The sequence below is a fragment of the Microbacterium sp. AC132 genome (assembly GCF_979258525.1).
Map to the genome: position 1 here is coordinate 999912 of NZ_OZ409862.1, position 20263 is coordinate 1020174.

At 69.2% G+C, this 20263-nt stretch carries 18 protein-coding genes; 4 read left to right on the forward strand and 14 right to left on the reverse strand.

Annotated elements, in window-relative coordinates; all coding sequences use genetic code 11:
• The first annotated feature begins 24 nt into the window (after positions 1 to 24).
• Positions 25 to 1779: an aldehyde dehydrogenase family protein gene (locus ACZZZQ_RS04675; RefSeq protein WP_400340157.1), complete on the forward strand. Its 1755-nt coding sequence runs from the start codon at positions 25 to 27 to the stop codon at positions 1777 to 1779.
• 24 nt (positions 1780 to 1803) lie between these two features.
• Here ACZZZQ_RS04675 and pip read toward each other — a convergent pair whose 3' ends face one another.
• Positions 1804 to 2766, reverse strand: coding sequence for a prolyl aminopeptidase (pip, locus tag ACZZZQ_RS04680; RefSeq protein ID WP_171821979.1), 963 nt, complete (start codon positions 2764 to 2766; stop codon positions 1804 to 1806).
• A gap of 9 nt (positions 2767 to 2775) precedes the next feature.
• Complete coding sequence (gene ypfJ, locus ACZZZQ_RS04685; RefSeq protein WP_056276671.1) at positions 2776 to 3657, reverse strand: KPN_02809 family neutral zinc metallopeptidase; 882 nt, start codon at positions 3655 to 3657, stop codon at positions 2776 to 2778.
• 50 nt (positions 3658 to 3707) lie between these two features.
• Here ypfJ and ACZZZQ_RS04690 point away from each other — a divergent pair, with 50 nt between their 5' ends.
• Positions 3708 to 4697: a malate dehydrogenase gene (locus tag ACZZZQ_RS04690; protein WP_463507007.1), complete on the forward strand. Its 990-nt coding sequence runs from the start codon at positions 3708 to 3710 to the stop codon at positions 4695 to 4697.
• A 52-nt stretch (positions 4698 to 4749) separates the two neighbouring features.
• Positions 4750 to 5220: a recombinase family protein gene (locus ACZZZQ_RS04695; RefSeq protein ID WP_056276664.1), complete on the forward strand. Its 471-nt coding sequence runs from the start codon at positions 4750 to 4752 to the stop codon at positions 5218 to 5220.
• A 25-nt stretch (positions 5221 to 5245) separates the two neighbouring features.
• Here ACZZZQ_RS04695 and ACZZZQ_RS04700 read toward each other — a convergent pair whose 3' ends face one another.
• From ACZZZQ_RS04700 to ACZZZQ_RS04755, 12 genes are all read right to left on the reverse strand, one after another.
• Complete coding sequence (locus ACZZZQ_RS04700; RefSeq protein ID WP_056276661.1) at positions 5246 to 5998, reverse strand: hypothetical protein; 753 nt, start codon at positions 5996 to 5998, stop codon at positions 5246 to 5248.
• Positions 5998 to 7209 carry a hypothetical protein gene (locus tag ACZZZQ_RS04705; protein ID WP_056276658.1) on the reverse strand — a complete coding sequence of 404 codons (1212 nt, stop codon included), beginning with the start codon at positions 7207 to 7209 and terminating at the stop codon, positions 5998 to 6000. Before ACZZZQ_RS04705 ends, ACZZZQ_RS04700 begins: the two co-directional genes overlap by 1 nt.
• Complete coding sequence (locus ACZZZQ_RS04710; RefSeq protein WP_053098679.1) at positions 7209 to 7505, reverse strand: hypothetical protein; 297 nt, start codon at positions 7503 to 7505, stop codon at positions 7209 to 7211. The genes ACZZZQ_RS04705 and ACZZZQ_RS04710 overlap by 1 nt, the downstream gene beginning before the upstream one ends.
• Positions 7502 to 7804 (reverse strand): SAV_915 family protein, encoded by a 303-nt coding sequence (locus tag ACZZZQ_RS04715; protein ID WP_053098678.1) that lies wholly within the window; start codon positions 7802 to 7804, stop codon positions 7502 to 7504. Before ACZZZQ_RS04715 ends, ACZZZQ_RS04710 begins: the two co-directional genes overlap by 4 nt.
• A gap of 19 nt (positions 7805 to 7823) precedes the next feature.
• Positions 7824 to 11798 (reverse strand): type VII secretion protein EccCa, encoded by a 3975-nt coding sequence (eccCa, locus tag ACZZZQ_RS04720; protein WP_463507008.1) that lies wholly within the window; start codon positions 11796 to 11798, stop codon positions 7824 to 7826.
• The gene (locus ACZZZQ_RS04725; RefSeq protein WP_053098676.1) at positions 11795 to 13039 is read right to left on the reverse strand and encodes an FHA domain-containing protein; all 1245 of its coding nucleotides are present in this window, start codon (positions 13037 to 13039) and stop codon (positions 11795 to 11797) included. Before ACZZZQ_RS04725 ends, eccCa begins: the two co-directional genes overlap by 4 nt.
• Positions 13036 to 14400: a hypothetical protein gene (locus tag ACZZZQ_RS04730; protein ID WP_463507009.1), complete on the reverse strand. Its 1365-nt coding sequence runs from the start codon at positions 14398 to 14400 to the stop codon at positions 13036 to 13038. Before ACZZZQ_RS04730 ends, ACZZZQ_RS04725 begins: the two co-directional genes overlap by 4 nt.
• 118 nt (positions 14401 to 14518) lie before the next feature.
• The gene (locus ACZZZQ_RS04735; protein ID WP_463507010.1) at positions 14519 to 15955 is read right to left on the reverse strand and encodes a hypothetical protein; all 1437 of its coding nucleotides are present in this window, start codon (positions 15953 to 15955) and stop codon (positions 14519 to 14521) included.
• A complete protein-coding gene (locus ACZZZQ_RS04740; RefSeq protein ID WP_463507011.1) occupies positions 15945 to 17282 on the reverse strand; it encodes a S8 family peptidase in 1338 nt (445 codons plus the stop codon). Before ACZZZQ_RS04740 ends, ACZZZQ_RS04735 begins: the two co-directional genes overlap by 11 nt.
• Positions 17282 to 17719, reverse strand: a complete 438-nt coding sequence (locus tag ACZZZQ_RS04745) for a hypothetical protein (RefSeq protein ID WP_053098672.1) — start codon at positions 17717 to 17719, stop codon at positions 17282 to 17284. The genes ACZZZQ_RS04740 and ACZZZQ_RS04745 overlap by 1 nt, the downstream gene beginning before the upstream one ends.
• Before the next feature lie 127 nt (positions 17720 to 17846).
• Positions 17847 to 18128, reverse strand: a complete 282-nt coding sequence (locus ACZZZQ_RS04750; RefSeq protein WP_082298072.1) for a WXG100 family type VII secretion target — start codon at positions 18126 to 18128, stop codon at positions 17847 to 17849.
• Positions 18129 to 18169: 41 nt separating this feature from the next.
• Positions 18170 to 18484: a WXG100 family type VII secretion target gene (locus ACZZZQ_RS04755; protein WP_053098670.1), complete on the reverse strand. Its 315-nt coding sequence runs from the start codon at positions 18482 to 18484 to the stop codon at positions 18170 to 18172.
• A 444-nt stretch (positions 18485 to 18928) separates the two neighbouring features.
• On the opposite strand from ACZZZQ_RS04755, the gene eccD reads away from it, so the two are divergent.
• Positions 18929 to 20263, forward strand: coding sequence for a type VII secretion integral membrane protein EccD (gene eccD, locus ACZZZQ_RS04760; protein ID WP_463507012.1), 1335 nt, complete (start codon positions 18929 to 18931; stop codon positions 20261 to 20263).

Consider the following 20263-nt stretch of genomic DNA (forward strand, 5'->3'; position numbering starts at 1 on the left):
GGATCCCGTCCGAAGGAGACGCCGATGACTTCTGCGACAACGCCCGCCGCTTCGACGGCGAGCCCCGAGCTGGGCGAGGCCGAACGCACTCGCCTCGACACCGCGATCGAGGACCTGCACGCCGGCACCCGAACCTGGGCAGCGCTGACACTGGCTCAGCGGGTCACGCTCCTGCGGGCCGTCCGCTCGAGCGTCGCCGCCGCTGCTGAGGACTGGGCGCACACCGCAGCCGCCTCGAAGGGCCTCGACGCCCGGCATCCGCTGCGTGGCGAGGAATGGCTCAGCGGTCCCTACAGCGTTCTCGGCGCCCTCGACGCCTACATCGAGACCCTCGCGCGCCTCGCGCACGGCACCAACCCGCTCGACGGGATCACGATCGACCGCGCCCCGGGTGGACGCACCCGCGTGCATGCCTTCCCTCTCACGGGCCTCGATCGGTTCCTGCTCTCGGGCTACACGGGCGAGGTCTGGCTCGAACCCGGGGTGACCCCGAACGGCGCACGCGCCGCGGCCGGACTGGCCCAGCGCACACCCTCGGAATCGGGAGGCGTGGGGCTCGTGCTCGGCGCCGGCAACATCACCTCGATCCCCGTGCTCGACGTGCTTTACGAACTGCTCGCGCACAATCGCACGGCGCTGCTCAAGGTCAATCCGACCCAGGATGCGCTGGTGCCCGTCTACAAGCGGGCGCTCGCACCGCTCATCGGCCCAGGACTGCTGCGCATCACCCGTGGCGGGCCCGAGGTCGGCACCTACCTCACGGGGCATTCCGGCCTCGCGCACGTGCACATCACCGGATCGGCCGCGACCTTCGACACGATCGTGTGGGGCACCGGAGCTGCCGCCACCCGGCGACGCCGTGAGGACCGCCCGCTGCTGAAGAAGCCCATCACCGCCGAGCTCGGCGGAGTATCGCCCATCATCATCGTGCCGGGCGAGTGGACCGACGCCGATCTCACGTACCAGGCCGAGCACGTCGCCACCATGCGCCTGCAGAACAGCGGCCACAACTGCATCGCCGGACAGGTCGTCATCATGTCCTCCGACTGGGCGCAGGCCGATGACTTCCGGGCGGCCCTCCGCCGCGCCTATGCGAACGCTCCGGAACGACCGATCTGGTACCCGGGCTCCCCCTCGCGGATGCACCTCGCGACCGACGCGTACCCCGATGCCCTCGTGCTCGGCGACAGAGTGCTGGTCGAGGTCTCCGAGGGCGACGACGCCACGGCGCTGCAGAGCACCGAGTACTTCGCCCCGGTGCTGGGCGTCGTCTCGCTCACCGGAACCGGTCAGGAGTTCCTCGACTCGGCGGTGGCCTATGCGAATGACCGGCTGCAGGGGACCCTCGGGGCGAACCTGCTCATCGAGCCGTCGACCGAGAAGGCCCTCGGCGCCGGATTCGACCGTGCCATCGCCGCCCTGCGCTACGGGTCTATCGCGATCAACGGCTGGACCGCCTTCGGCTTCATCACCCCGACGATGACCTGGGGAGCATTCCCCGGCAGCACGATCGCCGACGTCGGCAGCGGCATCGGAGTGGTCCACAACGCGCTCCTGCTCGACCGCGTCGAGCGCTCGGTGATCCGCGGACCGTTCCGTCCCTTCCCCCGGTCGCTCCCGGTGGCGAATGGCGGCGGACGCCTCAGCATCCTCCCGAAGCCGCCGTGGTTCGTCTCCGCGCGCACGGGGGCGACTGTCAGCGAAGGGCTCACGCGATTCCGCGCCGACGGCGGTCTGATCCGGCTGGTGAAGACGCTGACTGCGGCTCTGCGCGCCTGACGCGCTCCCTGCGGCCGCGAGCCGTCAGGCCGAGAAGCGGTCGGTCGCGGCACGCAGCGCTCGCTGGATGCCGGGCTCCGTCGCCGAGTGACCCGCGTCGTCGACCACGACGAACTCCGCCTCCGGCCAGGCCACGTGCAGATCCCACGCCGTCATCATCGGCGTGCACACGTCGTGGCGTCCCTGCACGATGACCGTCGGGATATGGCGGATGCCGTCGACACCGTCGATCAGCTGACCCTCGCTCCACCATCCGCGATTCACGAAGAAGTGATTCTCGATCCGGGCGAAGGCGATAGCCGTGTCCGGGTCTGACATCGCCTCGATCTGCGCGGCGTCCGGGCGAAGGGTCACAGTCGACGCCTCCCACCGTGACCAGGCCACCGCCGCCGGACCATGCACCGCAGGGTCGGCGTCGAACAGACGCCGGTGGTAGGCCTCGATCATGTGCGAGCGCTCGAGCACCGGAATCGGAGCGATGAACTCCTCCCACAGGTCGGGGAACAGTGCGGCGGCCCCGCCCTCGTAGAACCATTCGAGCTCTGCGCGCCGAAGGGTGAAGATGCCTCGCAGGATCAGCTCGCTGACGGCATCCGGATGAGCCTGCGCATAGGCGAGTGCGAGCGCGCTACCCCACGATCCCCCGAACACCTGCCACTGCTCGACGCCGAGGTTCTTGCGCAGCAGCTCGATGTCGGCGATCAGGTGCGCGGTGGTGACGAAGCGGAGGTCGGCGTCCGGCGCACTCGCGTGCGGGGTGCTGCGCCCGCAGCCCCTCTGGTCGAGCAGCACGATGCGGTAGACCTCCGGGTCGAAGAATCGTCGCTGCCAGGGCGAGGTGCCACTGCCCGGTCCGCCGTGGAGGAAGACCACGGGCTTGCCCTCGGGGTTCCCGCTGACCTCCCAGTACATGCGGTGTCCGTCACCGACGAGCAGCTCGCCCGTCTCATGGGGCTCGATGGGCGGGTACAGCGCGTCCAGGTCCATCGCGCCTGCCTACAGCTCTCCGCCGGACACGGTCAGCGGCTGCTCACAGACGTCCAGACCGTTGGTGTATCCCTGGGCGAACCAGGCCTTGCGCTGCACACTCGTGCCGTGCGTGAAGCTCTCGGGATTGACGGTGCCGGACGACTGCTGCTGGATGTTGTCGTCGCCGACGGTGTTCGCGGCGTTCAGGGCGTCCTCGAGCTCCGCCTCGGTCGGCGGCAGGAGGTAAGGAACCCCGTCGGGGTCCTTCTCCTTCGTCATCTGCCCGATCCACGCACCCGCATAGCAGTCGGCCTGCAGCTCGACGCGCACGCCGTTGCTGTCCGGCCCCGTGCCGTTGTTCGGGTACCTGTCCATGACGCCGGTGATGTACTGGATGTGGTGTCCCCACTCGTGCCCGACGATGTACAGCTGGGCGAGGTTGCCGGCGGATGCTCCGAACTGCTGCTCCATCAGATCGAAGAACGTGGGGTCGATGTAGACCGTCTCATCCGGCGGGCAGTAGAAGGGACCGACCGCGTTCGACGCGGTGCCGCAGGCGGTCGAGGTCGCTCCATCGACCACGATCAGCTGCGGCGGCCGATACGGATCGATGTAGTCCTCCCAGTAGCCGTCGAGCGCGAGCTGGGATGCGGCGACACGGCAGTCGACGTTCTCGTTGGCATCCTCGCCGGTCTGGCAGTTCTCGATCACACTGCCACCCTGCGGCTCCGTCCCGCCACCCGTCGTGCCGCCGCCCAGGAGGCCGGTCAGATCGATGCCGAGCAGGGGTCCGGCGATCAGGGCGATGATGCCGAGCAGGCCGACGCCGCCCGCTCCGGCGACGACGGCACCACGGCCACGTCGGCGGGCCGTGTTGCCGGAGACGTCTGCGTCAGGGTTGAAGGTCATGCCACGAGGGTACTCTGCACCACGGGCTCGCACCGTCGTAGGCTCGAGGCATGACGACCACCATCACGCTCACGGGTGCGGGCGGACAGATCGGCTACGCACTGCTCTTCAGGATCGCCGCAGGAGACCTGCTGGGCCTCGACGAGAAGGTACGGCTGCGGCTGCTCGAGATCCCTCAGGGGCTCGGCGCCGCCGAGGGTGCGGCCCTCGAACTGCAGGACGGCGCCTTCGGACTGCTCGAGCACGTCGAGGTCACGGACGACCCGGCCGTCGGCTTCGACGGGTGCGATCTCGCTCTGCTCGTCGGCGCGAGACCGCGCGGGCCGGGCATGGAGCGCGGAGACCTGCTCGCGGCCAACGCCGGCATCTTCGGTCCCCAGGGTGCCGCTATCGCCGCCCATGCCGCGGATGGCGTGCGGGTCACGGTGGTCGGCAACCCGGCGAACACGAACGCGCTGATCGCGTCGGCCTCGGCGGACGGCGTTCCGGCCGAGCGATTCGCGGCGCTCACCCGGCTCGACGAGAATCGCGCCAGAGCCCAGCTGGCGCAGACGCTCGCCGTGCCGGTCGACACCGTGCGACGTGTGCCGATCTGGGGCAATCACTCCGCGACGCAGTTCCCCGACGTCTCGCACGCGACCGTCGGCGGCAGGCCCGTCGCGGATGCGCTCGAGGCCATCGTCGGCGATGTGCCCACGTGGCTCGAGCAGACCTTCATCCCCCGGGTCGCGAAGCGAGGTGCCGAGATCATCGAGGTGCGCGGCTCATCGTCCGTCGCCTCCGCCGCGAACGCCACGATCGAGCATGTGCGCGACTGGGTGCGCGGCACCGACGACTGGACCTCGGCCGGCGTGGTCTCGCATGGCGAGTACGGCGTGCCCGCCGGCCTGATCTCGTCGTTCCCCGTGCGGTCGGTCGACGGAGAATGGCAGATCGTCGAGGGGCTCGAGGTCAGCGAGTGGGCCCGCACGCGCATCGATGCCTCGGTGGCCGAGCTCGTCGAGGAACGGGACGCGGTCACAGCCCTCGGGATGCTCTGAAAGGTCACCGCTCCGGCTCCGCGCAGGGCAGAATGGATGCCGGAGGTGCGCGATGAGCGAGACGATCGATCCTATGAAGGCGACGGCATCCGTCGACGAGGCCCTGACGAGCCCGCTGCATCTGCCGCACGCGGCTGCGGAGTGCCCCAAGTGCTTCACAGAACTGCAGCAGAATCGCGACTTCTGGCTCGCACGCCCTGACGGTTCACGTCTGGTAGGGCTCGTGGTCTCCCGCGAGGGCATGCCCTCGGTGGTCGAGCAGCGCGACGATCTCACGCGTTTCGGGGTGCCGATCGAAGGATTCCGGCACCCCGCTCCCGACATCCTCGAGAGCTGGAGCGATCGGCTGTCGCGATTGATCAGCACACTGAAGCCCGGTGACGTCCTGGTCGTGGCGAACATCAACGCTCTCGGCCGCGACTCCGAAGAGGGCGCGCGTACCGCCAAGGAGCTGCGTCGCCACGGCATCATCGTCAAGGTGCTGAGTCACGACGCGCGTCATCTGGCCGACGCCACGCGCTGAGCTCGCGGGTTCACACGTCTCGCGCTCAGAAGTCTCCCGAGCGAAGCCGAGCGAGAGTTCCCGCTCCGATCTCGGCGCGGGCCTCGGGGCGTTTCCCGTAGAAGGAGACGAGTTCCGCGAGGATCACCGGATCACTCGCGAGATCGCGCGTCGCCCACGAGGATGGACGCGTCGTCGTCGTCCGGACGACCACGCGATCGCCCTCCAACGATGCAGCCGAGATCTCATCCCAGGCCGCATTCACGCGGTTGCGTGGAATCCGCAGCTCGACCCCGTCACGACGCAGGGTGAGGCGATGGCCGTCGAGAGGACGGAACCACGAGCGCACGCCGACGGTGAGCAGGATCAGCCCGATCACCGGCACGCCCAGCAGAGTCAGTATCGTCATCCGTTCGGCAGGAACGGTGAAGATGCTCCACGCCCATCCGGCGAGGAGCAGCGCTCCGGCTGCGACGAACGCGCGCAGCGGCCAGACGACCTCCGCCGCACCGCCGAACACGACCGTCGATCCGTCGACCGCAACCCGTACGACCCTCACTCGTTCGATCCGGAGATGAGCGGTCAACAGCCACGCCGCGACGCCTACCGCCAGCACGACCCCCGATCCGAGGAGCTTCATGGCCGGGGCGGGGTCAGCCAGCAGTGTGACCGCATAGAAGACGACTGCTGCCGTGAGCACGACGCCGAGCACCACCAGCCCCGTCGTCGACCCCTTCTGGCCCTGCCATCCGGCATGGCCGGGAACCCAGACGGTCTCCGCGGTCTTCTCCTGCCCCATCACCCGAACAGACCCTTCCACGCCTTCCCGACGCCGTCACCGACGTCGCCGACGAAATCGGTGGTGTTCTCCCACGCGTCCTCGGCGAAGTCCGTGGTCGCGTCCCATGCGTTCTCCATCCCTGCATCGATGGACTCCCGCACGTCCTGCGGCACCCAGCTCTCGTACGCCCAGACAGCGCCGGCGCCCACTGCCACCGCAGCCCCGCCGACGACGACCGCAGTGCCCCAGACCGGCAGAGTGATCACACCCGCCGCGGCGAGAGCCGCGACGCCAGCGGTGGCAGCGATGCCGCCGATGACACCGCCGCCGATCTCCACAGCAGTGGAGGAGGGGTCGTCACCTGTGGACATGTCGGAACCCAGGTTCCAGATGTCGATGCCCCAGCCCACGACCGGCAGCGCCTTGCCCGCTCGGGAGAGTCGCCGAGCGAGGTCTTCCGCCTCGTCCGCCGCCCAGCGCATTCCGCCGGGGTTGGCCGCCTCAGCAGCCGCCTTCACAGCCGGGTTCCCGGACCGCAGCTCGCGCACGAAGTCGGAGGCCCCGAGGCGGAGATCCTCCGCGTGGGAGACAAGGTCGGTCGCCGTCGTCTTCCACGCGAGCGCCTGCCCTTCGAGGTAGATCTTCGGAGCCTCACCGCCCGCCTCGTGGAGCCCGGCGAGGATCTTCTGTGCGGTGGACTGCGTCGGGAGCCCATCGAGGAAGCCGTCGAGATTCTCGCTGATCCAGACTTCGAGCTCGCCCCACCACGAACCGACGTCCTCGGCGATCTTGTTGTACAGGTCGATGCGGTCGAGGTGCTGCTGCCACTCATCCCAGTACGGATCGTCGCGCGTCGCAGGACACACGGGAATCAGGGAGACCGGCCGACCGATCACCATTCCGTTCACGGGGAGCCCCTCGCCGCGGGCCTTCTCCCGATGCGCGGCGAAGTCCTCCTTCATCCGCTCCAGCTGGCCGGCGTACGAGCGCAGCTTCTCCGCCGCGTCGCGCGCCAACCCTGCGATCTCGTCCGCCGCGTCCGTGGTCCGCGACAGGATGGTGACGTAATCGTCAGCCGATTCGCCGTACCAGTGCGATCGCACGCCCGTGGGGATGAAGCTCGTCGTGCGGGACGAACCGTCGGCCGCGTCTTTCAGACCGGGATCGAGCCACTCCGCAGCCGCCCGCACCTGCGCGGCGTCACCATGGGTGGTCGTGTCGATCGTCATCAGAGGTCCTCGACGATCGTCGCGACCGGGGTGAGCTGATCGATCACGTCCTGCTCGTTCGTCGCGGAATCCTGTGCTATGGCACGGACGATCTCTCCGAGCGTGCCGTTGATCCGGTACAGCGCGTCGACGCCGTCACCGACCCGCATCATGATCGCCGCCACCGCATCGGAAGCGAGGCCACCGTCGACGGCGGTCGGAATGGCGGCGAGCTTGCCTTCGATCGCCTCCACGGCCTCCTCATGCATGCTCGCGTGGACGGCCATGACCTCCGGGTCCATCGCGATGCGAGTCATGCGATCGCCCCGTCCCGTCGATACGACGCGGGCACATCGAGATCGAAGATCACGACGTCGTACGGCTGCGCGCGCTTGATCTCCGCGAGGTCCTCGGTGCGCACCAGGATCCACGGCTGCCGTTCGCCCGCAAGCGTCAGCAGCCGGTCGAGCGCCGTGTATGCGAGGAGAGCGAGCCGCCCGTCCTTCAGCTCCCTGATCTCGACGAGCTGCGCCTCCGGAGTCGACGTCACGCTCAACGGCAGATAGAGCACGGGCGGCACCATCGGCTGAGACGGCGTTAGGGGTTCGAAGGTCATGACGGCCTCTCTCTCGGTACTACTGGTAGCTCGGCGGCACCCACAGCAGCTGGGCGGCGACCAGCCCGCGGTCTCGGCTGACGATCTGGGCGCGCCCCGGAATGGCCGGGATCGCCTTGACCTTGCCGATCAGCTGACCCTCCTCGGGGTTTCCCGAGAGCAGGATGCCGGTGGCACCCAGGTCGGTCATCCGCTGGATGATCGGATCGTAGGCCGCGCGGCTGGCTCCGCCGGTGCGACGCGTGAGGATCACGTGGAGCCCGAGGTCGGCGGCCTGCGCGAGCAGAGGTGCGAGCACAGCGACCGGATTGCCCTGCGACGTCGCCACGAGGTCGTAGTCGTCGATCAGCACGAAACCTTCGGCGCCCTTCCACCACGACCGGGAGCGCAGCTGGTCGGGCGTGACATCGGCGCCGGGGATGCGGCTCTGGAAGAACTGCGCGAGCTCGCTCATCCCGCCCTCGGTCATCTCGTGCGACGTGAGGTAGGCGCCGAGATACTCCTGCGGTATCTCGCCCAGCAGCGCGCGGCGATAGTCGACGACGAAGATCTTCGCCTCCGTCGGGCCGTAGAGACGCGTGATCTCATGCACGACACCACGGAGCATCGACGACTTGCCCGAGTCGGCGTCGCCGTAGAGGTAGAGCAGAGGCTCTTCGAGCGGATTGATCGAGAACGGGGCCAGGTTGGCCTCGTCGATTCCCAGCAGGATCTCGCGGGGTTCCGAGCCGTCGGTCGAAGCGGCGGCGGCGACCGCTCGCAGATCGGCGTGGCTGATGCGCGACGGCAGCAGACGAAGCTTCGGACCCGCGGGGCCGTGCCACGCTGATGCCACCCGGGTGACCAGGTCGTCGATGCCGTCGGCCAGCGAGGAGGCGTCATCGACACCGTCGATGCGCGGCAGTGCGGTCAGCATCTGCAGGCCGTTCTCGTTGAGTCCGCGGCCCGGGATCGACGTGACGTTCTCGGCGGCCTTGCGGTTGACCTCGGAGTCGGTCGGATCGCCGAGGCGCAGCTCGATGCGGGTGCCGATGAGGTCCTTGATGTTGGCTCGGACCTCCATCCAGCGCGACGCCGTGATGACGATGTGCACACCGTAGGTGAGGCCTCGCGCGGCGATCGCCTGGATCTGCGGTTCGAGCATCTCGAACTCGGCACGCAGGGTGCCCCAGCCGTCGACCAGCAGGAAGATGTCGCCGTAGCCGTCGTCGGCGAGGCCCTGGGCGCGGCGCTGGCGGTAGGTGTCGATCGAGTCGATGCCGTTCTGACGGAAGTACACCTCGCGGGCGTTGAGCAGGCCCGTGACCTCCGCCACCGTGCGACGCACGATGTCGGGTTCCGAACGCGTGGCCACCCCGCTGATGTGCGTGAACCGCTGCAGGCCGGTGAAGCTGCCGCCGCCGAAGTCGATGACGAAGAACTGCACCTCCTGCGGAGTGTGCGTGAGCGCCAGCGCGACCAACGTGGTGCGGGCGAGGGTGCTCTTGCCGCTGAGCGGAGCGCCCACGATCGCCATGTGACCGGCCGCCCCTCCGAGCGAGATCGCGAGGTTCTCGCGTCGCTGTTCGAGCGGCACGTCGACGATTCCCAGCGGCACGGTGAGTGCGCCGGCGCCCCGCCAGCGCGGGGAGATGAGACCGAGGGCGGGGTCTTCGACGAGGTCGCCGAACAGCTGGTCGAGCGTCGCGGGCGTCTCGAGCGGCGGGAGCCACACCTGATGGGCGGCCGGTCCTCGGCCACTCATCGTCTCGACGGCGATCTCGAACGTGTTGCGCTTCTCTTCGGGCTCGGCGTCGACGACGACCTCAGGCTCGTCGACGGGCGTCTCGGCCCGCCACACGGGTGCTGCGGTGAAGAGCTCGACCGCTGTCGACCCGGTGCTCTGCGCAGAGCCCGATGTCGCGCGGCGCCGGCGGCGGGGCGGGGGCCCGGACACATAGGCGGCGCGGAACTGCGTCATCGTCTCGGTGTCGGACTTCAGGATTCCGGCACCGGGCTGAGTGGGCAGGTGGTACGCGTCAGGAACTCCGAGCACGGTGCGCGACTCGGCGGCCGAGAACGTGCGGAGGCCGATCCGGTACGACAGGTGCGTGTCGAGACCGCGCAGCTTGCCCTCCTCCAGGCGCTGCGAGGAGAGCAGCAGGTGCACCTGGAGCGAACGTCCGAGGCGACCGATGTTGACGAACGTGTCGACGAACTCCGGCTTCGCCGACAGCAGCTCCGAGAACTCGTCGGCGACGATGAGCAGAGCGGGAAGCGGAGCGAGGTCCGTGCGTCCGCCACGGCGGGCCTTCTCGTAGTCTGCGACGTTGGCGAAGGGCCCCGTCGCCCGCAGCAGCTCCTGACGGCGGACCATCTCGCCTTGCAGCGCATCCTGCATACGGTCGACGAGCGAGATCTCCTCGCCGAGGTTAGTGATGATCGCCGAGACGTGGGGCATGTCCGCCATACCGGCGAAGGTGGCACCACCCTTGAAGTCGACCAGCACGAAGTTGAGCTGCTCGGGAGAATGCGTCATCGCCAGCGCGAGCACGAGCGTGCGGAGGACCTCAGACTTGCCCGAACCCGTCGCACCGATGATGAGGCCGTGCGGGCCCATGCCCTGCTGGGCCGATTCCTTGATGTCGAGGATCAGAGGGCTGCCGTCTTCGGTCTGCCCGATGGGCACCCGGAGACGGTCGCGCTCGAGACGCGGAGCCCACGCGGCATCGAGATCGAGATCGCGGACGTCGGGAAGGCCGAGCAGCTCGACGAGCTCCGCCTGATCGGTCGCGCTCTTCTTCTTCGCGATGGTCGTGCCACCCGCGTAGAGGGCGATGAGTCGACGCGCTGTCGCCTCGGCCTCGACGATGCTGATCGAGTCGGCTTCGAACGGACGCGCGGGAACCTGCAGGCTGACCAGCTCGGCTCGGCGACCCTTGTCCCCCGGCTCGAACGCGATGCGCAGGGCGTTCGGATCGTCGAGATCGCCCCACCGTGAGGGGAGGTCGATCACGGTCACACCCTGCACGCCGTCGCCGCTGACGAGCGCGTCGTTGAAGGAGGTGCTGACCCCATCGGTCAGGATGACGATGTGCGGCACCTTGGCACCGGATCCGTCACGCGCGAAACGCGGCCGCTCCCTGACCTCGGCCGGAAGCATCTCCTCGAGCTCCGACAGCTGAGAGCCGATCATGCGCGCAGCGCCGAGCCCGTCCCTGACCGTGCGCGAGTGCGTGTGCGGCATCCACTTCGCCCACTCCCACTGCGGGAGCACCGCCGCGTCCGCCGCGATGACGACCTGCACCGTGTCGGGATCGTGCATCGTCGCGAGGTGCAGCAGGATGGCGCGCGCGAGGCCGCGGGACTCGGTCTCGTCTCCCGTGATCTCGACACGGGCGTAGTCGCGCAGCGTGATGCCGAGCGAGAGGTTCTTCTGGATCTCGTGCGTCAGCATGAAGCGGTGCGCGGCAGAGGCGGCGACCGGGTCGAGCTGGGCGAGCGGCGGCAGCTCCGGTGCCTCGAGCGAGATGCACAGCGGCTGGTCGCTCGTGCCGACACGCACCGTGAGGAAGTCGGGGTCGTTCATCCCGCGTTCCCATACCCTGGTGCGCTCTTCGGCGATGTACGGCAGCGCCGACGGTGCGGGGAGGTGCCAGTTCGCTGCACGGCGCTGCTGGCGAGCCGCGACCCGCACGGTCTGACGCAGCTCGGTCAGGTAGGCGAGATACTCACGGCGCGAGCCGAGCGTCGCGGCCTGCCGCTGGGATCGCTGACGCCATCCGTTCACCGCCACGAAGCCGAGCGACGACAGCAGGAACATCCCGCCGGTGAGCAGTCCGGTCACCGACTGGTTCGACATCGTGACCATGACGATCGCGCCCACGCTGCCCAGCATCGGCAGGAGGGATCCGAGGATTCCCATACCGCCGTCATTGGGCTGCAGCTCGGGCGGCGCCTGGACGGGGAGCTTTCCGGAGGGGACTCGGGGCGGCGCGAGACGGGGTCCTGTCATGCTCTCTCTCCGGCGCTGCTGTCGGTGGCCAGCAGGAGGCTGATGGTGAAGCTCCGATTGCCGATGCGCACCCGGTCGGCATCGTCGAGCAGAACGCGCTCGCCGGCGACGAGCTCGGTCGTCTGCCCGTCGTCGGATCGGATATCGGACCCGTTGGTGGAGCCGAAATCGGTCACCCAGGTTCTGCCGCGCGAGTGCTCGAGCCGGAGGTGCGTCTTCGACACCGAGGAGTCGGGGTCGGTCACGGTCACCAGCCGATCGTCGTGCACACTCGCCACCGGCGCGCGACCGATGTTCGCCGCCAGAGGGAGCCCCAGCTGCACGCGCTGGCCGGTGTCGAAGATCAGGAGCAACGCCCCGGACTCGGATGCCGGAGTCGGAGCATCGGAATGCTGCGCAGCCGCCGGGGCGACCGTGAAGAGCGGCTTGTCGTCACCCTGGGCCGCGGGGGCGGGCTTCTCGGTGCGGTGCGAGGCCGCGCGGGCGTCGGTGGGCTCGGAGTCCTCGTCGACGACGGACGGATGGGCACCGAGAGGCACGACCTGCGGAGGAGCGAGCGGAGTGGCGACCTCGGCGACCGTCGCCTCCTGCGGCGCATCGGCGGGCGCCCGAGGCGGGACGGCGACGACGACCGTGCCGGCCACGCGATCGGCCCACGATTGACGACGTCCGCCACGGTCCCATGCGCTCGAGGCGACGACGACCCAGCTGCCGACCGCGACGAGGAAGCCGGCGCCGGTGATGATCCCCCGCACGAACTGGCGCCCCACGCCGGGCGAGTACGGCCGGTCGCCGCGAGACGCGCGCAGACGCAGCACGGCGTTGCCCAGGGTGAGTCCTGTGCGCGCTTCGAGCACGCATAGGAAGATCGCGAGCTCGGCGACCGTGAGGCCGGCCAGCAGCATGCTGCGAGTGGTGATGAGGACGATGGACGCGGCGAGGATGACGGCGGCGCTGTCGAGCGTGAAGGCGGCGATCCGCGCCCCGGTCCCCGCGGGCGAGCCGACGAAAGCCGGACCGAGCCCGTCTTCGGGTCGTCTCGTCCTGGCGCGTGTCGAGACGATCGGAGTGGGGCTCGGAGGCGCGGATGCGGACCGGAGGGGCGCGCCGTCGACACCGGGGGCCGCGGCGATCAGTGCCGGTGGCAGCGCCGGGACCTCCCCGAGCTGGCCGGGTCCGGGCTGGACGGGTGGGATCGCTCCACCGCCCGGCCAGGACTGTGGTTCACCGTTCCCGCTCATCCGGCCATCATTCCACGAACGAGGGACAGCACATTCGCGTAGAGCAGCGCCGCGGGAAGGGCGAGGGCGACGGCGAGCCATTCGAAGGCGTCACCGAAGCGCGACCAGATGAGCGAGCTCGCGCCGCGGGAGACGGGGATGATCACGGCGACCGCCGCGAGGCCCACCGCGAACAGCACGGCGGCGCCGAGCACCTGGAAGCCGGAGCCCAGCGCTGCGGCCGCCTGCAGCCCGGCGACCACGGACACCACCGCCGCCGCCGCACGCGGGAGCCAGCGGAGGATGCGCGACGTCGTGTGCCGAGGGGTGAGGAGGAGTGCGAGCGCGACGCAGACGAGGAGTGCGATGCCACCCGAGATCACGAAGGGGTCGTCCGGCCACGGGCGCAGGAAGGCGAGAGGAGCCATGAGCGCGGCGACGACGCTGAGCACTGCTGTTCCGGCGATGAGCCGGGCCGAGGAGTCATCGACGACGGCGATGATGCGCTCGGGCCGCAGCAGCCCGACCGACTCCGGGATCGCCCCTCGGACCGTCCACCGGCTGGTCATGAAGTGCTTGTAGTCGATGAAGTACCCCTCCGGGAGGTTCACCAGGCTGCTGGGCAGTGCGCGCAGCCCGAGCTGCACGAGTCCGAGAGAGATGGCTGCGGCCTCGGCGGGGCCCCATCGCAGCAGCAGCGAGAGCCCCCAGACCGCCGCGAGACCCACGAGGAGCACGGTCGCCGTTCCGGCGGCCGCGCGCATCGGACGGGCTCGGGCAGAGACGGCGATGACCGAAGTGGTGATGCCCGCGGCGAGGAACCCGGATGCGGCAGAGAGGTGCGCACTCGCGTCGAGCTGAGCCGGGATCAGGAGCGCTCCGGCCGAGAACGACAGGAGGACAGGCGCGAGGACGCCGAGGATGCCGCGCGCCCCCGCTGCGGAGTCCCGGCGCGACCATGCGACGGCACCGCTCACGGCGCCGACCACGAGGAGGAGACCGATCAGGAGCCTGAGCAGGGGATCTCCGGCCCCCTGGGCGAAGACCGCGACGAGCAGCAGTCCGCTGACGCCGAGCATCCACCATCGGGCGCCGTGGTCCGCGCGCGAAGGCCGCTCAGGCGCGCCCGTGGCTCGCGCCTGCGGCGCGAGTGCCGTGCGGTCGATCAGCGCGTAGAGGCCTCCGTCGATGAGGTCCTCGCATTCGGTGTCGCCGGGGATCTCGAATCCGCCGGGACCGATCGTCGCGAAGCGATCGGCCGTCGACAGTCCGCTGAGGACGAGCGCGTCATCGAGGGTCTCGTCGAAGGGAAGCGAGAGGTCGAAACGACGGTCCTCGCTCTGAAGAACGATCCGACGCCGTTCTACCGTTTCGACTGACATACCTGAACCCTATCGACCGTGTGCGGCTGCTCACTCCGCGGCGTGACCGACCACCGACCATGCACGCGTGCGGGTCGTGGACGGCATCCGCCGTCCACGCCCGCCGCGGTGATCCTGATCAGTCCGCGTGCTCGTCGCGGGAGCCCGCCTGGGCGCCCTTGGCACGCGGACCGCGCTCCTCGTCGTCTTCGAGCTTGGGAGCGATCGGACCACCGAGACCGGAGCGCTTGGCCTTCTCCTCCTCGTCGGCGCCTCCCGCGCCGCCCATCATTCCCATACCCGGACGCATGCCGGAGCCTGCTGCGCCGGACGAGCCCGCCGCACCGCCTGCTCCGCCGACACCGCCGACACCGCCAGCGCCACCGACGCCGCCAGCGCCACCGACACCTGAGCCGAATCCACCCGCGCCGCGCGCACCCACTCCGCCGACGGCGGACTTGCCCAGCAGGCCGCCACTGCCTCTCTGGCCGGCGCCGGACGAGCCTCCGAGTGCGGATCCGCCGAGGGTGCCCATGCTGCCGATACCGGCGATCTTGGATCCCGCAGCGATGGCCGCGGCTCCTGCGCCGCCGCCCACGATGCCGCCGATGCCGCTGCCCCCACCGATGACTCCGCCGGGGAGCGTCGAACCGGGGTGCAGCGGATACCCGCCTCCATTTCCTGAACCGCCGCCGCCGGTGCCTCCCGGCAGCACGCCGCCGCCGGGGAAGTCGACCGTCGGGTCATCGCCGCCGGTATCACCGGGGCCTCCCGGTCCGTCGGGGTCGTACTCCCAGTCTCCGGGACCATCGGGAATCGTCGGATAGGTGGGGTCAGGCAGGTACTCGGGGACGGTCGGGTCCGTCGGCGTCGGCGGGACATACTCGCCGACCCCGCCTCCACCGCCACCGGTCTGGTATCCACCGCCACCGGGCGTGTACCCGGACGGGCCGCCGCCGATCCCCGGGGATCCGATCCAGGGGGCGTCGATCTGCGTGCCCGGGATCGGCTCGTCAGAACCGGACGGGGCCTTCGACGACCGGTAGTCGACCTCGTTCATCGCGCGGGCCGCCTGAGCCAGCTTGTTCGTCGGCTCCGTCAGCGACGCCTCGACCTTCTGAACGACCTCGCGCGCGGCATCCTCCCGCTGGTTGCCGAGGAAGTCGCCGATGGCGTCCAGAGCCTTGTCCGCCGCGAGCGGACCGAGGACCGGGTGCACCACCAAGGACGCGCCCTTGGCAGCGTTCGCCCAGAAGGGGTCGATCGATGCCGACGGGAGTTCGGCGGCCGCGATCTCGCGTCGAGCCGAGTTGCCTTCGACGACCGCGGAGTCCACGGCCTCGACGAGTCTGAGAATGGCCGACACCTTCGACCGGATCTCGTCGATGTCAGCGGTCGCCCCCTTGGCGGACTCGCCCTCCCAGAACTCGGAGAGGCGCACGGCCGAGAGCGCTCGCTCCAGTGAGGTGAACGCATTCGTCACGGCCGAGAGCCGCGGGATGATCGAGTCGTCGAGCTGCCGGATGCGGTTCAGTTCCGCCTCGTACCCGCCCGGGCCCATCTGCTTACCGGCCATGGTTTCCCCCTTGTTCGGTGGTGTCTCGTCGTGAGGAGCGTGTCAGTACGATCGCGAGGATGATCCCGCCGATCACCAGCAGCAGGAGGACGATCCCTCCGCCGATGAGCCAGGGAGTGATCGGCGATGCCTGCTGATCGGGTTGCTCGGCGACCGGCCCGTCCGTCGGGACGGGTGTCTGCGCGCCGCCTCCGAGCGCCGCCTTCGCCTCGTTCACGTCGCCGAGAGACGGCTGCGCGTACGTGTCCTCGGTGTCGAAGAGCGGGTTCACGTCAGGATATTTCGACGGGTCGACCGCGAGCATCCCCGTGAGGGAGGCCGCTCCATACCCGGTGCTGTCGTTCCACTCCGGCTCGTGCTCGCCCTTGGTGCCCGTGTTGTGGATCAGGCTCTGGATCAGCTGCCCTGCTGTCGCATCCGGGTACTTCTGCTTGACCATCGCGAGGAAGCCCGCGACGATAGGCGTCGAGAACGACGTTCCCGACCCGATCTGCTGGGCGTCCCAGGAATCCGGGGTCCCCTGCAGGAGGAGCCCGACCCCGGGTGCGGCGACGACGACGTCTTCCGCCAGGTTCGGCTTGCCGTTCGTTCCGGTCTGGATCTTGCCGTCCTCACCGAAGGCCTGCACCGCGACGACTCCGTTGAGCCCCGCGGGCCACAGGCTGATCCCGTCCTCGTTCGACATGCCGGCGACGACGACCGCGTCGGAGGCATAGGCGTCGGCGAGACCCTGCCGCATGTTGATGCTGCTTCCGGAGGAGATCGAGATGATGTCGGCGCCATCTGCCGCGGCGTCCGAGATCGCGCGGTCGAGAGCGAAACGACCGTCGTCGCCCAGCTCCTCGCCGTTCTCCTGGAGGCACTCCGCATCGCCGCCGTCTTCGCCGATGACGCCGTCGAGGACGCCGGTGCTGTAGAAGACCACCTCTGCCCCCGGCGCCACACCCTTGACCGGGGCGCCCCCGGCCGGAGCCTCGCCGGTTCCGGCGATCATCGAGACCACCTGGGTGCCGTGAGAGGACTTGCCGTACTCGGCAGAGACCGCCGGATACGGCTGGCCGGTCGCGTCGAAGCAGTACGAGGAGTCATCGACGGTGACGTTCGCCCCGCGGAGCCCGACCACGTCGGGGTTGATCTGACTGTCGATCACGGCGATCTTGATTCCCGCCCCGTCGAAGCCCGCATCGTGCGCCTCTTGGACCTTGCCGCGATCGAACCACCACAGACCCGATGCGGCGGCCGCTGTCGCGCTCGAGGGCACCGCGATCGCGGCGGCCAGCGCCATAGCGCCGACCGCCGCGATCACTCCGCGGCGAGTGCGTCTCATCAGTAGTCGGCCTCTTCGGGCTCATCGGCACCTGTAGACGTCGGTGCAGATGCCTGGACTCCGGCTGAGCCCCCACCCGTCGCGCCGGTCCCAGCGCCTGTCGATGTCGCGGTGTCGCCGTCGCCCTGGGCGACGGCCGAGTCCAGCAGCGACACGATCAGCTTCGTCTCGTCGGCGAGCGACGCGTCCTGCTCAGCGATCTGCATCACGGCGGCGCGAATCACGTCGTGGGTGTCCTGGATCTTGGCGATGGTCCGGGCCGTGGCGTCTCCCATCGACTGCGCGGCATCGGCCACGGCCCGCCGGAAGTCGACGGTGGCCTTCGACGACCCTCCCTCGGAGACCGCCACCTCGGACGGGCTGGGGAACTCCTGCAGCTCACGCAGGATCCGCTTCAGCTCAGCGAACACTCCATCGAAGTCGATTGCGATGCTCATCGACGCCCCTCCCCTTCACAACGGCAGATGATTCCGAAACATCTGCTGCGCCCTCCGACTCGATCGCCGAACAGCACAGCAGACGGCGCGGGCCCGGCGCATCGCTGCGTCGGGCCCGCGCCACGGATCAGGCCCCGAAACGCCCAGCGGCCGACTTGTCGGTCTGGACGTACTGGCCCGAGATCTCCTCGGTCTTGCCCGCGATCTGCGTGAGAAGCTGCTGCATCTCGCTCAGCGAACGGTTCCACTTGGCCTGAGCCTGGTCATACGCCTGCTGCGCGGAACCATCCCACGCCGCACGGAGCTTGCTGACTTCGGACTCGAGACGGTCCAGCTCGGAACGAATACCCTGCGACCCGCTGCGGATCTGCGCTGCCAGAGCGTTGACCTGCTCCGGGCGAACTGACATCGACTGCATCATGTTCTCCTTGAAATCTCTGTGGTCTACGCTCAGGCGCCCATCATCGAGCCGAGGCCCGAGATGGTCTGCTGGTGAGCTTCTTCGGTCGCAGCCTGGTCACGCTCGGTGCCCGCAAGAGCATCCTCGAGCGTCACGAGGACCTCGTTCAGCTGACGCGCCTGCTCGTCCCACCGCGACATCAGCGTCGTGAACGACACAGCAGCCGCACCGGTCCAGAAACCACGCAGCTGCTCGATCTCACCGCGGACCTTCTTGGTCTGCTGGTCGATCCCGGACTTGGTCTCCCGCACCGCCTGGGCTCCGCGACGCAGAGCCCCTTCTTCTGCGGAGATGACATCAGCCATAACTCACTCCCTCCGGTCCACATGGGACACACGTGCGGGGGAGCGCATCCCAGTCTTGGGACGACAACGAAACAACCCCCCACGAATCTGTTTCACGACACAGGCTAGAACACATCGGAACGAATCGCCAGATTTCATAATGCATCCGAGCGGAGATCCTGCAGTCGATGGAGAAAATCGAAGATGCTCAGTTCAGCGCCCTGTCACGGCACACGATCAGCGCACTGGTTCCCCCGCGCTTCGAGTATCGCGTAGAGGCTCGAGAGGTCCTGCCTCCGATCACCAGAACGCACAGCGCATCCTCCGGGAGATCGTGCAGTCGATGGAGAAACGTCGCATCCTGCGACTGTGCGTTGTCGCACGCCTCAACTAGGGTGAAAGGCGGAATGCGCAGCCACGGGTCTCCTCCCGCCCGGCTGCACACCATGGAGGGGGCGTCGTTCCATGACTCAGAGCAGCGCAACGGCAGGCACCGTGCTGCGGCTTTCCGTCGTCAGCGACGACCGTCGGCTCGACGTCGGCGTGCCGTCGCAGGTCCCGCTGGTCGAGATCATCCCCGGGTTCGCCCGGAGTCTCGGCGTGCTCGACCCGACCCTCACCCACGGCGGCTACTCGTTGCAGCGAGCCGATGGCACACCCCTGGACCCGGCACGCGGCGCGGCGGCGCAGGGGGTGCACGACGGAGAGCTGCTCACTCTCGTCCGCGGCGGCCTCATGCAGGAGCCGCGCGTCTACGACGACGTCGTCGAAGCGGTGATCGACGCGACGGCAGAGCAGCACGGCTCCTGGACGCCCGCGGACAGCTCGCGCACAGCGCTCTTCGTCAGCCTCACCTTCCTCGCCCTCTGCGCGCTGCTGCTCGTCGCCACACCGCCGACGTCCCTCCTGCCCGCGATCATCGCGGCCTCGGGAGCCATCGTCCTCAGCGTCGCGGCCGCCGTGCTCATGCGCCTCCGTCAGCCGGAAGCCGGACACGCCCTGGGACTCACCGCCGCGGCATACGGAGGGCTCGCGGGTTTCCTCGCCGTTCCCGTGCAGAGCATCTGGGGCTGGCCGCTCGCGGCCATGGGACTGGGTCTCGTCATCGTCGGCGGCCTCGGCCTCGCCGTCACCCAGGAGAAGCCCGAGATCCATCTCGTGCCGATCGCGCTCGGCGCCTCGATCGGCATCACCGCGACGACCGCCGCGATCTTCGGCGATGCGCTCGCTCCCTACGCGATCATGCTCGCCACGACCGCACTGCTCGCGAACGGCATCCCGTGGCTCGCTCTCAGCTCGACGCGCATCAGAGTCATCTCCCCTCAGAGCGACGCCGACATGTTCGCCGCACCCGAGCCCATCGATGCCGACGAGGTCAAGCGCCGCGCCGCCGCGGGGACGCGCACTCTCATCGCACTGCGCGCTGCGCTGGGCCTCGCGGCGCTGATCGCGACCCCTCTGGTCGCCGGGAGCGGCGTCTTCGGCGCTCTGCTCTGCGTGCTCGCGTTCGTGGGCATGATGTTCCAGTCGCGTCAGATCCACGCGCGCCTCGGCGTGCTCGTCCTCATGGCCATCGGCGCGATCGGGCTCGCCGTCACCGGCGTGACGGTGGCACTCGCTCTGCCCGACGTCCGCACCTGGATGCTTCTCATCCTGGTCGTGGCCACCGTGATCCTGGTCGGTCTCACGCTGCTCACGCCGAAAGCGCGTCTGCGGCTCACGAGGCTGGGCGACACGGTCGAGGTCATCGCACTCGCTCTGCTGCTGCCGCTCGGCGTCACGACGGCCGGACTCATCTGA

Bases quoted from the DNA above. Each gene is read 5' to 3' on its own strand.
- ACZZZQ_RS04715 (WP_053098678.1), bottom strand. From the start codon at position 7,804: ATGACCTTCGAACCCCTAACGCCGTCTCAGCCGATGGTGCCGCCCGTG.
- eccCa (WP_463507008.1), bottom strand. From the start codon at position 11,798: ATGACAGGACCCCGTCTCGCGCCGCCCCGAGTCCCCTCCGGAAAGCTC.
- ACZZZQ_RS04745 (WP_053098672.1), bottom strand. From the start codon at position 17,719: ATGAGCATCGCAATCGACTTCGATGGAGTGTTCGCTGAGCTGAAGCGG.
- ACZZZQ_RS04710 (WP_053098679.1), bottom strand. From the start codon at position 7,505: ATGACTCGCATCGCGATGGACCCGGAGGTCATGGCCGTCCACGCGAGC.
- pip (WP_171821979.1), bottom strand. From the start codon at position 2,766: ATGGACCTGGACGCGCTGTACCCGCCCATCGAGCCCCATGAGACGGGC.
- ypfJ (WP_056276671.1), bottom strand. From the start codon at position 3,657: ATGACCTTCAACCCTGACGCAGACGTCTCCGGCAACACGGCCCGCCGA.
- ACZZZQ_RS04725 (WP_053098676.1), bottom strand. From the start codon at position 13,039: ATGAGCGGGAACGGTGAACCACAGTCCTGGCCGGGCGGTGGAGCGATC.
- eccD (WP_463507012.1), top strand. From the start codon at position 18,929: ATGACTCAGAGCAGCGCAACGGCAGGCACCGTGCTGCGGCTTTCCGTC.
- ACZZZQ_RS04690 (WP_463507007.1), top strand. From the start codon at position 3,708: ATGACGACCACCATCACGCTCACGGGTGCGGGCGGACAGATCGGCTAC.
- ACZZZQ_RS04735 (WP_463507010.1), bottom strand. From the start codon at position 15,955: ATGGCCGGTAAGCAGATGGGCCCGGGCGGGTACGAGGCGGAACTGAAC.
- ACZZZQ_RS04755 (WP_053098670.1), bottom strand. From the start codon at position 18,484: ATGGCTGATGTCATCTCCGCAGAAGAAGGGGCTCTGCGTCGCGGAGCC.
- ACZZZQ_RS04740 (WP_463507011.1), bottom strand. From the start codon at position 17,282: ATGAGACGCACTCGCCGCGGAGTGATCGCGGCGGTCGGCGCTATGGCG.
- ACZZZQ_RS04730 (WP_463507009.1), bottom strand. From the start codon at position 14,400: ATGTCAGTCGAAACGGTAGAACGGCGTCGGATCGTTCTTCAGAGCGAG.
- ACZZZQ_RS04705 (WP_056276658.1), bottom strand. From the start codon at position 7,209: ATGACGATCGACACGACCACCCATGGTGACGCCGCGCAGGTGCGGGCG.
- ACZZZQ_RS04675 (WP_400340157.1), top strand. From the start codon at position 25: ATGACTTCTGCGACAACGCCCGCCGCTTCGACGGCGAGCCCCGAGCTG.
- ACZZZQ_RS04695 (WP_056276664.1), top strand. From the start codon at position 4,750: ATGAGCGAGACGATCGATCCTATGAAGGCGACGGCATCCGTCGACGAG.
- ACZZZQ_RS04700 (WP_056276661.1), bottom strand. From the start codon at position 5,998: ATGGGGCAGGAGAAGACCGCGGAGACCGTCTGGGTTCCCGGCCATGCC.
- ACZZZQ_RS04750 (WP_082298072.1), bottom strand. From the start codon at position 18,128: ATGTCAGTTCGCCCGGAGCAGGTCAACGCTCTGGCAGCGCAGATCCGC.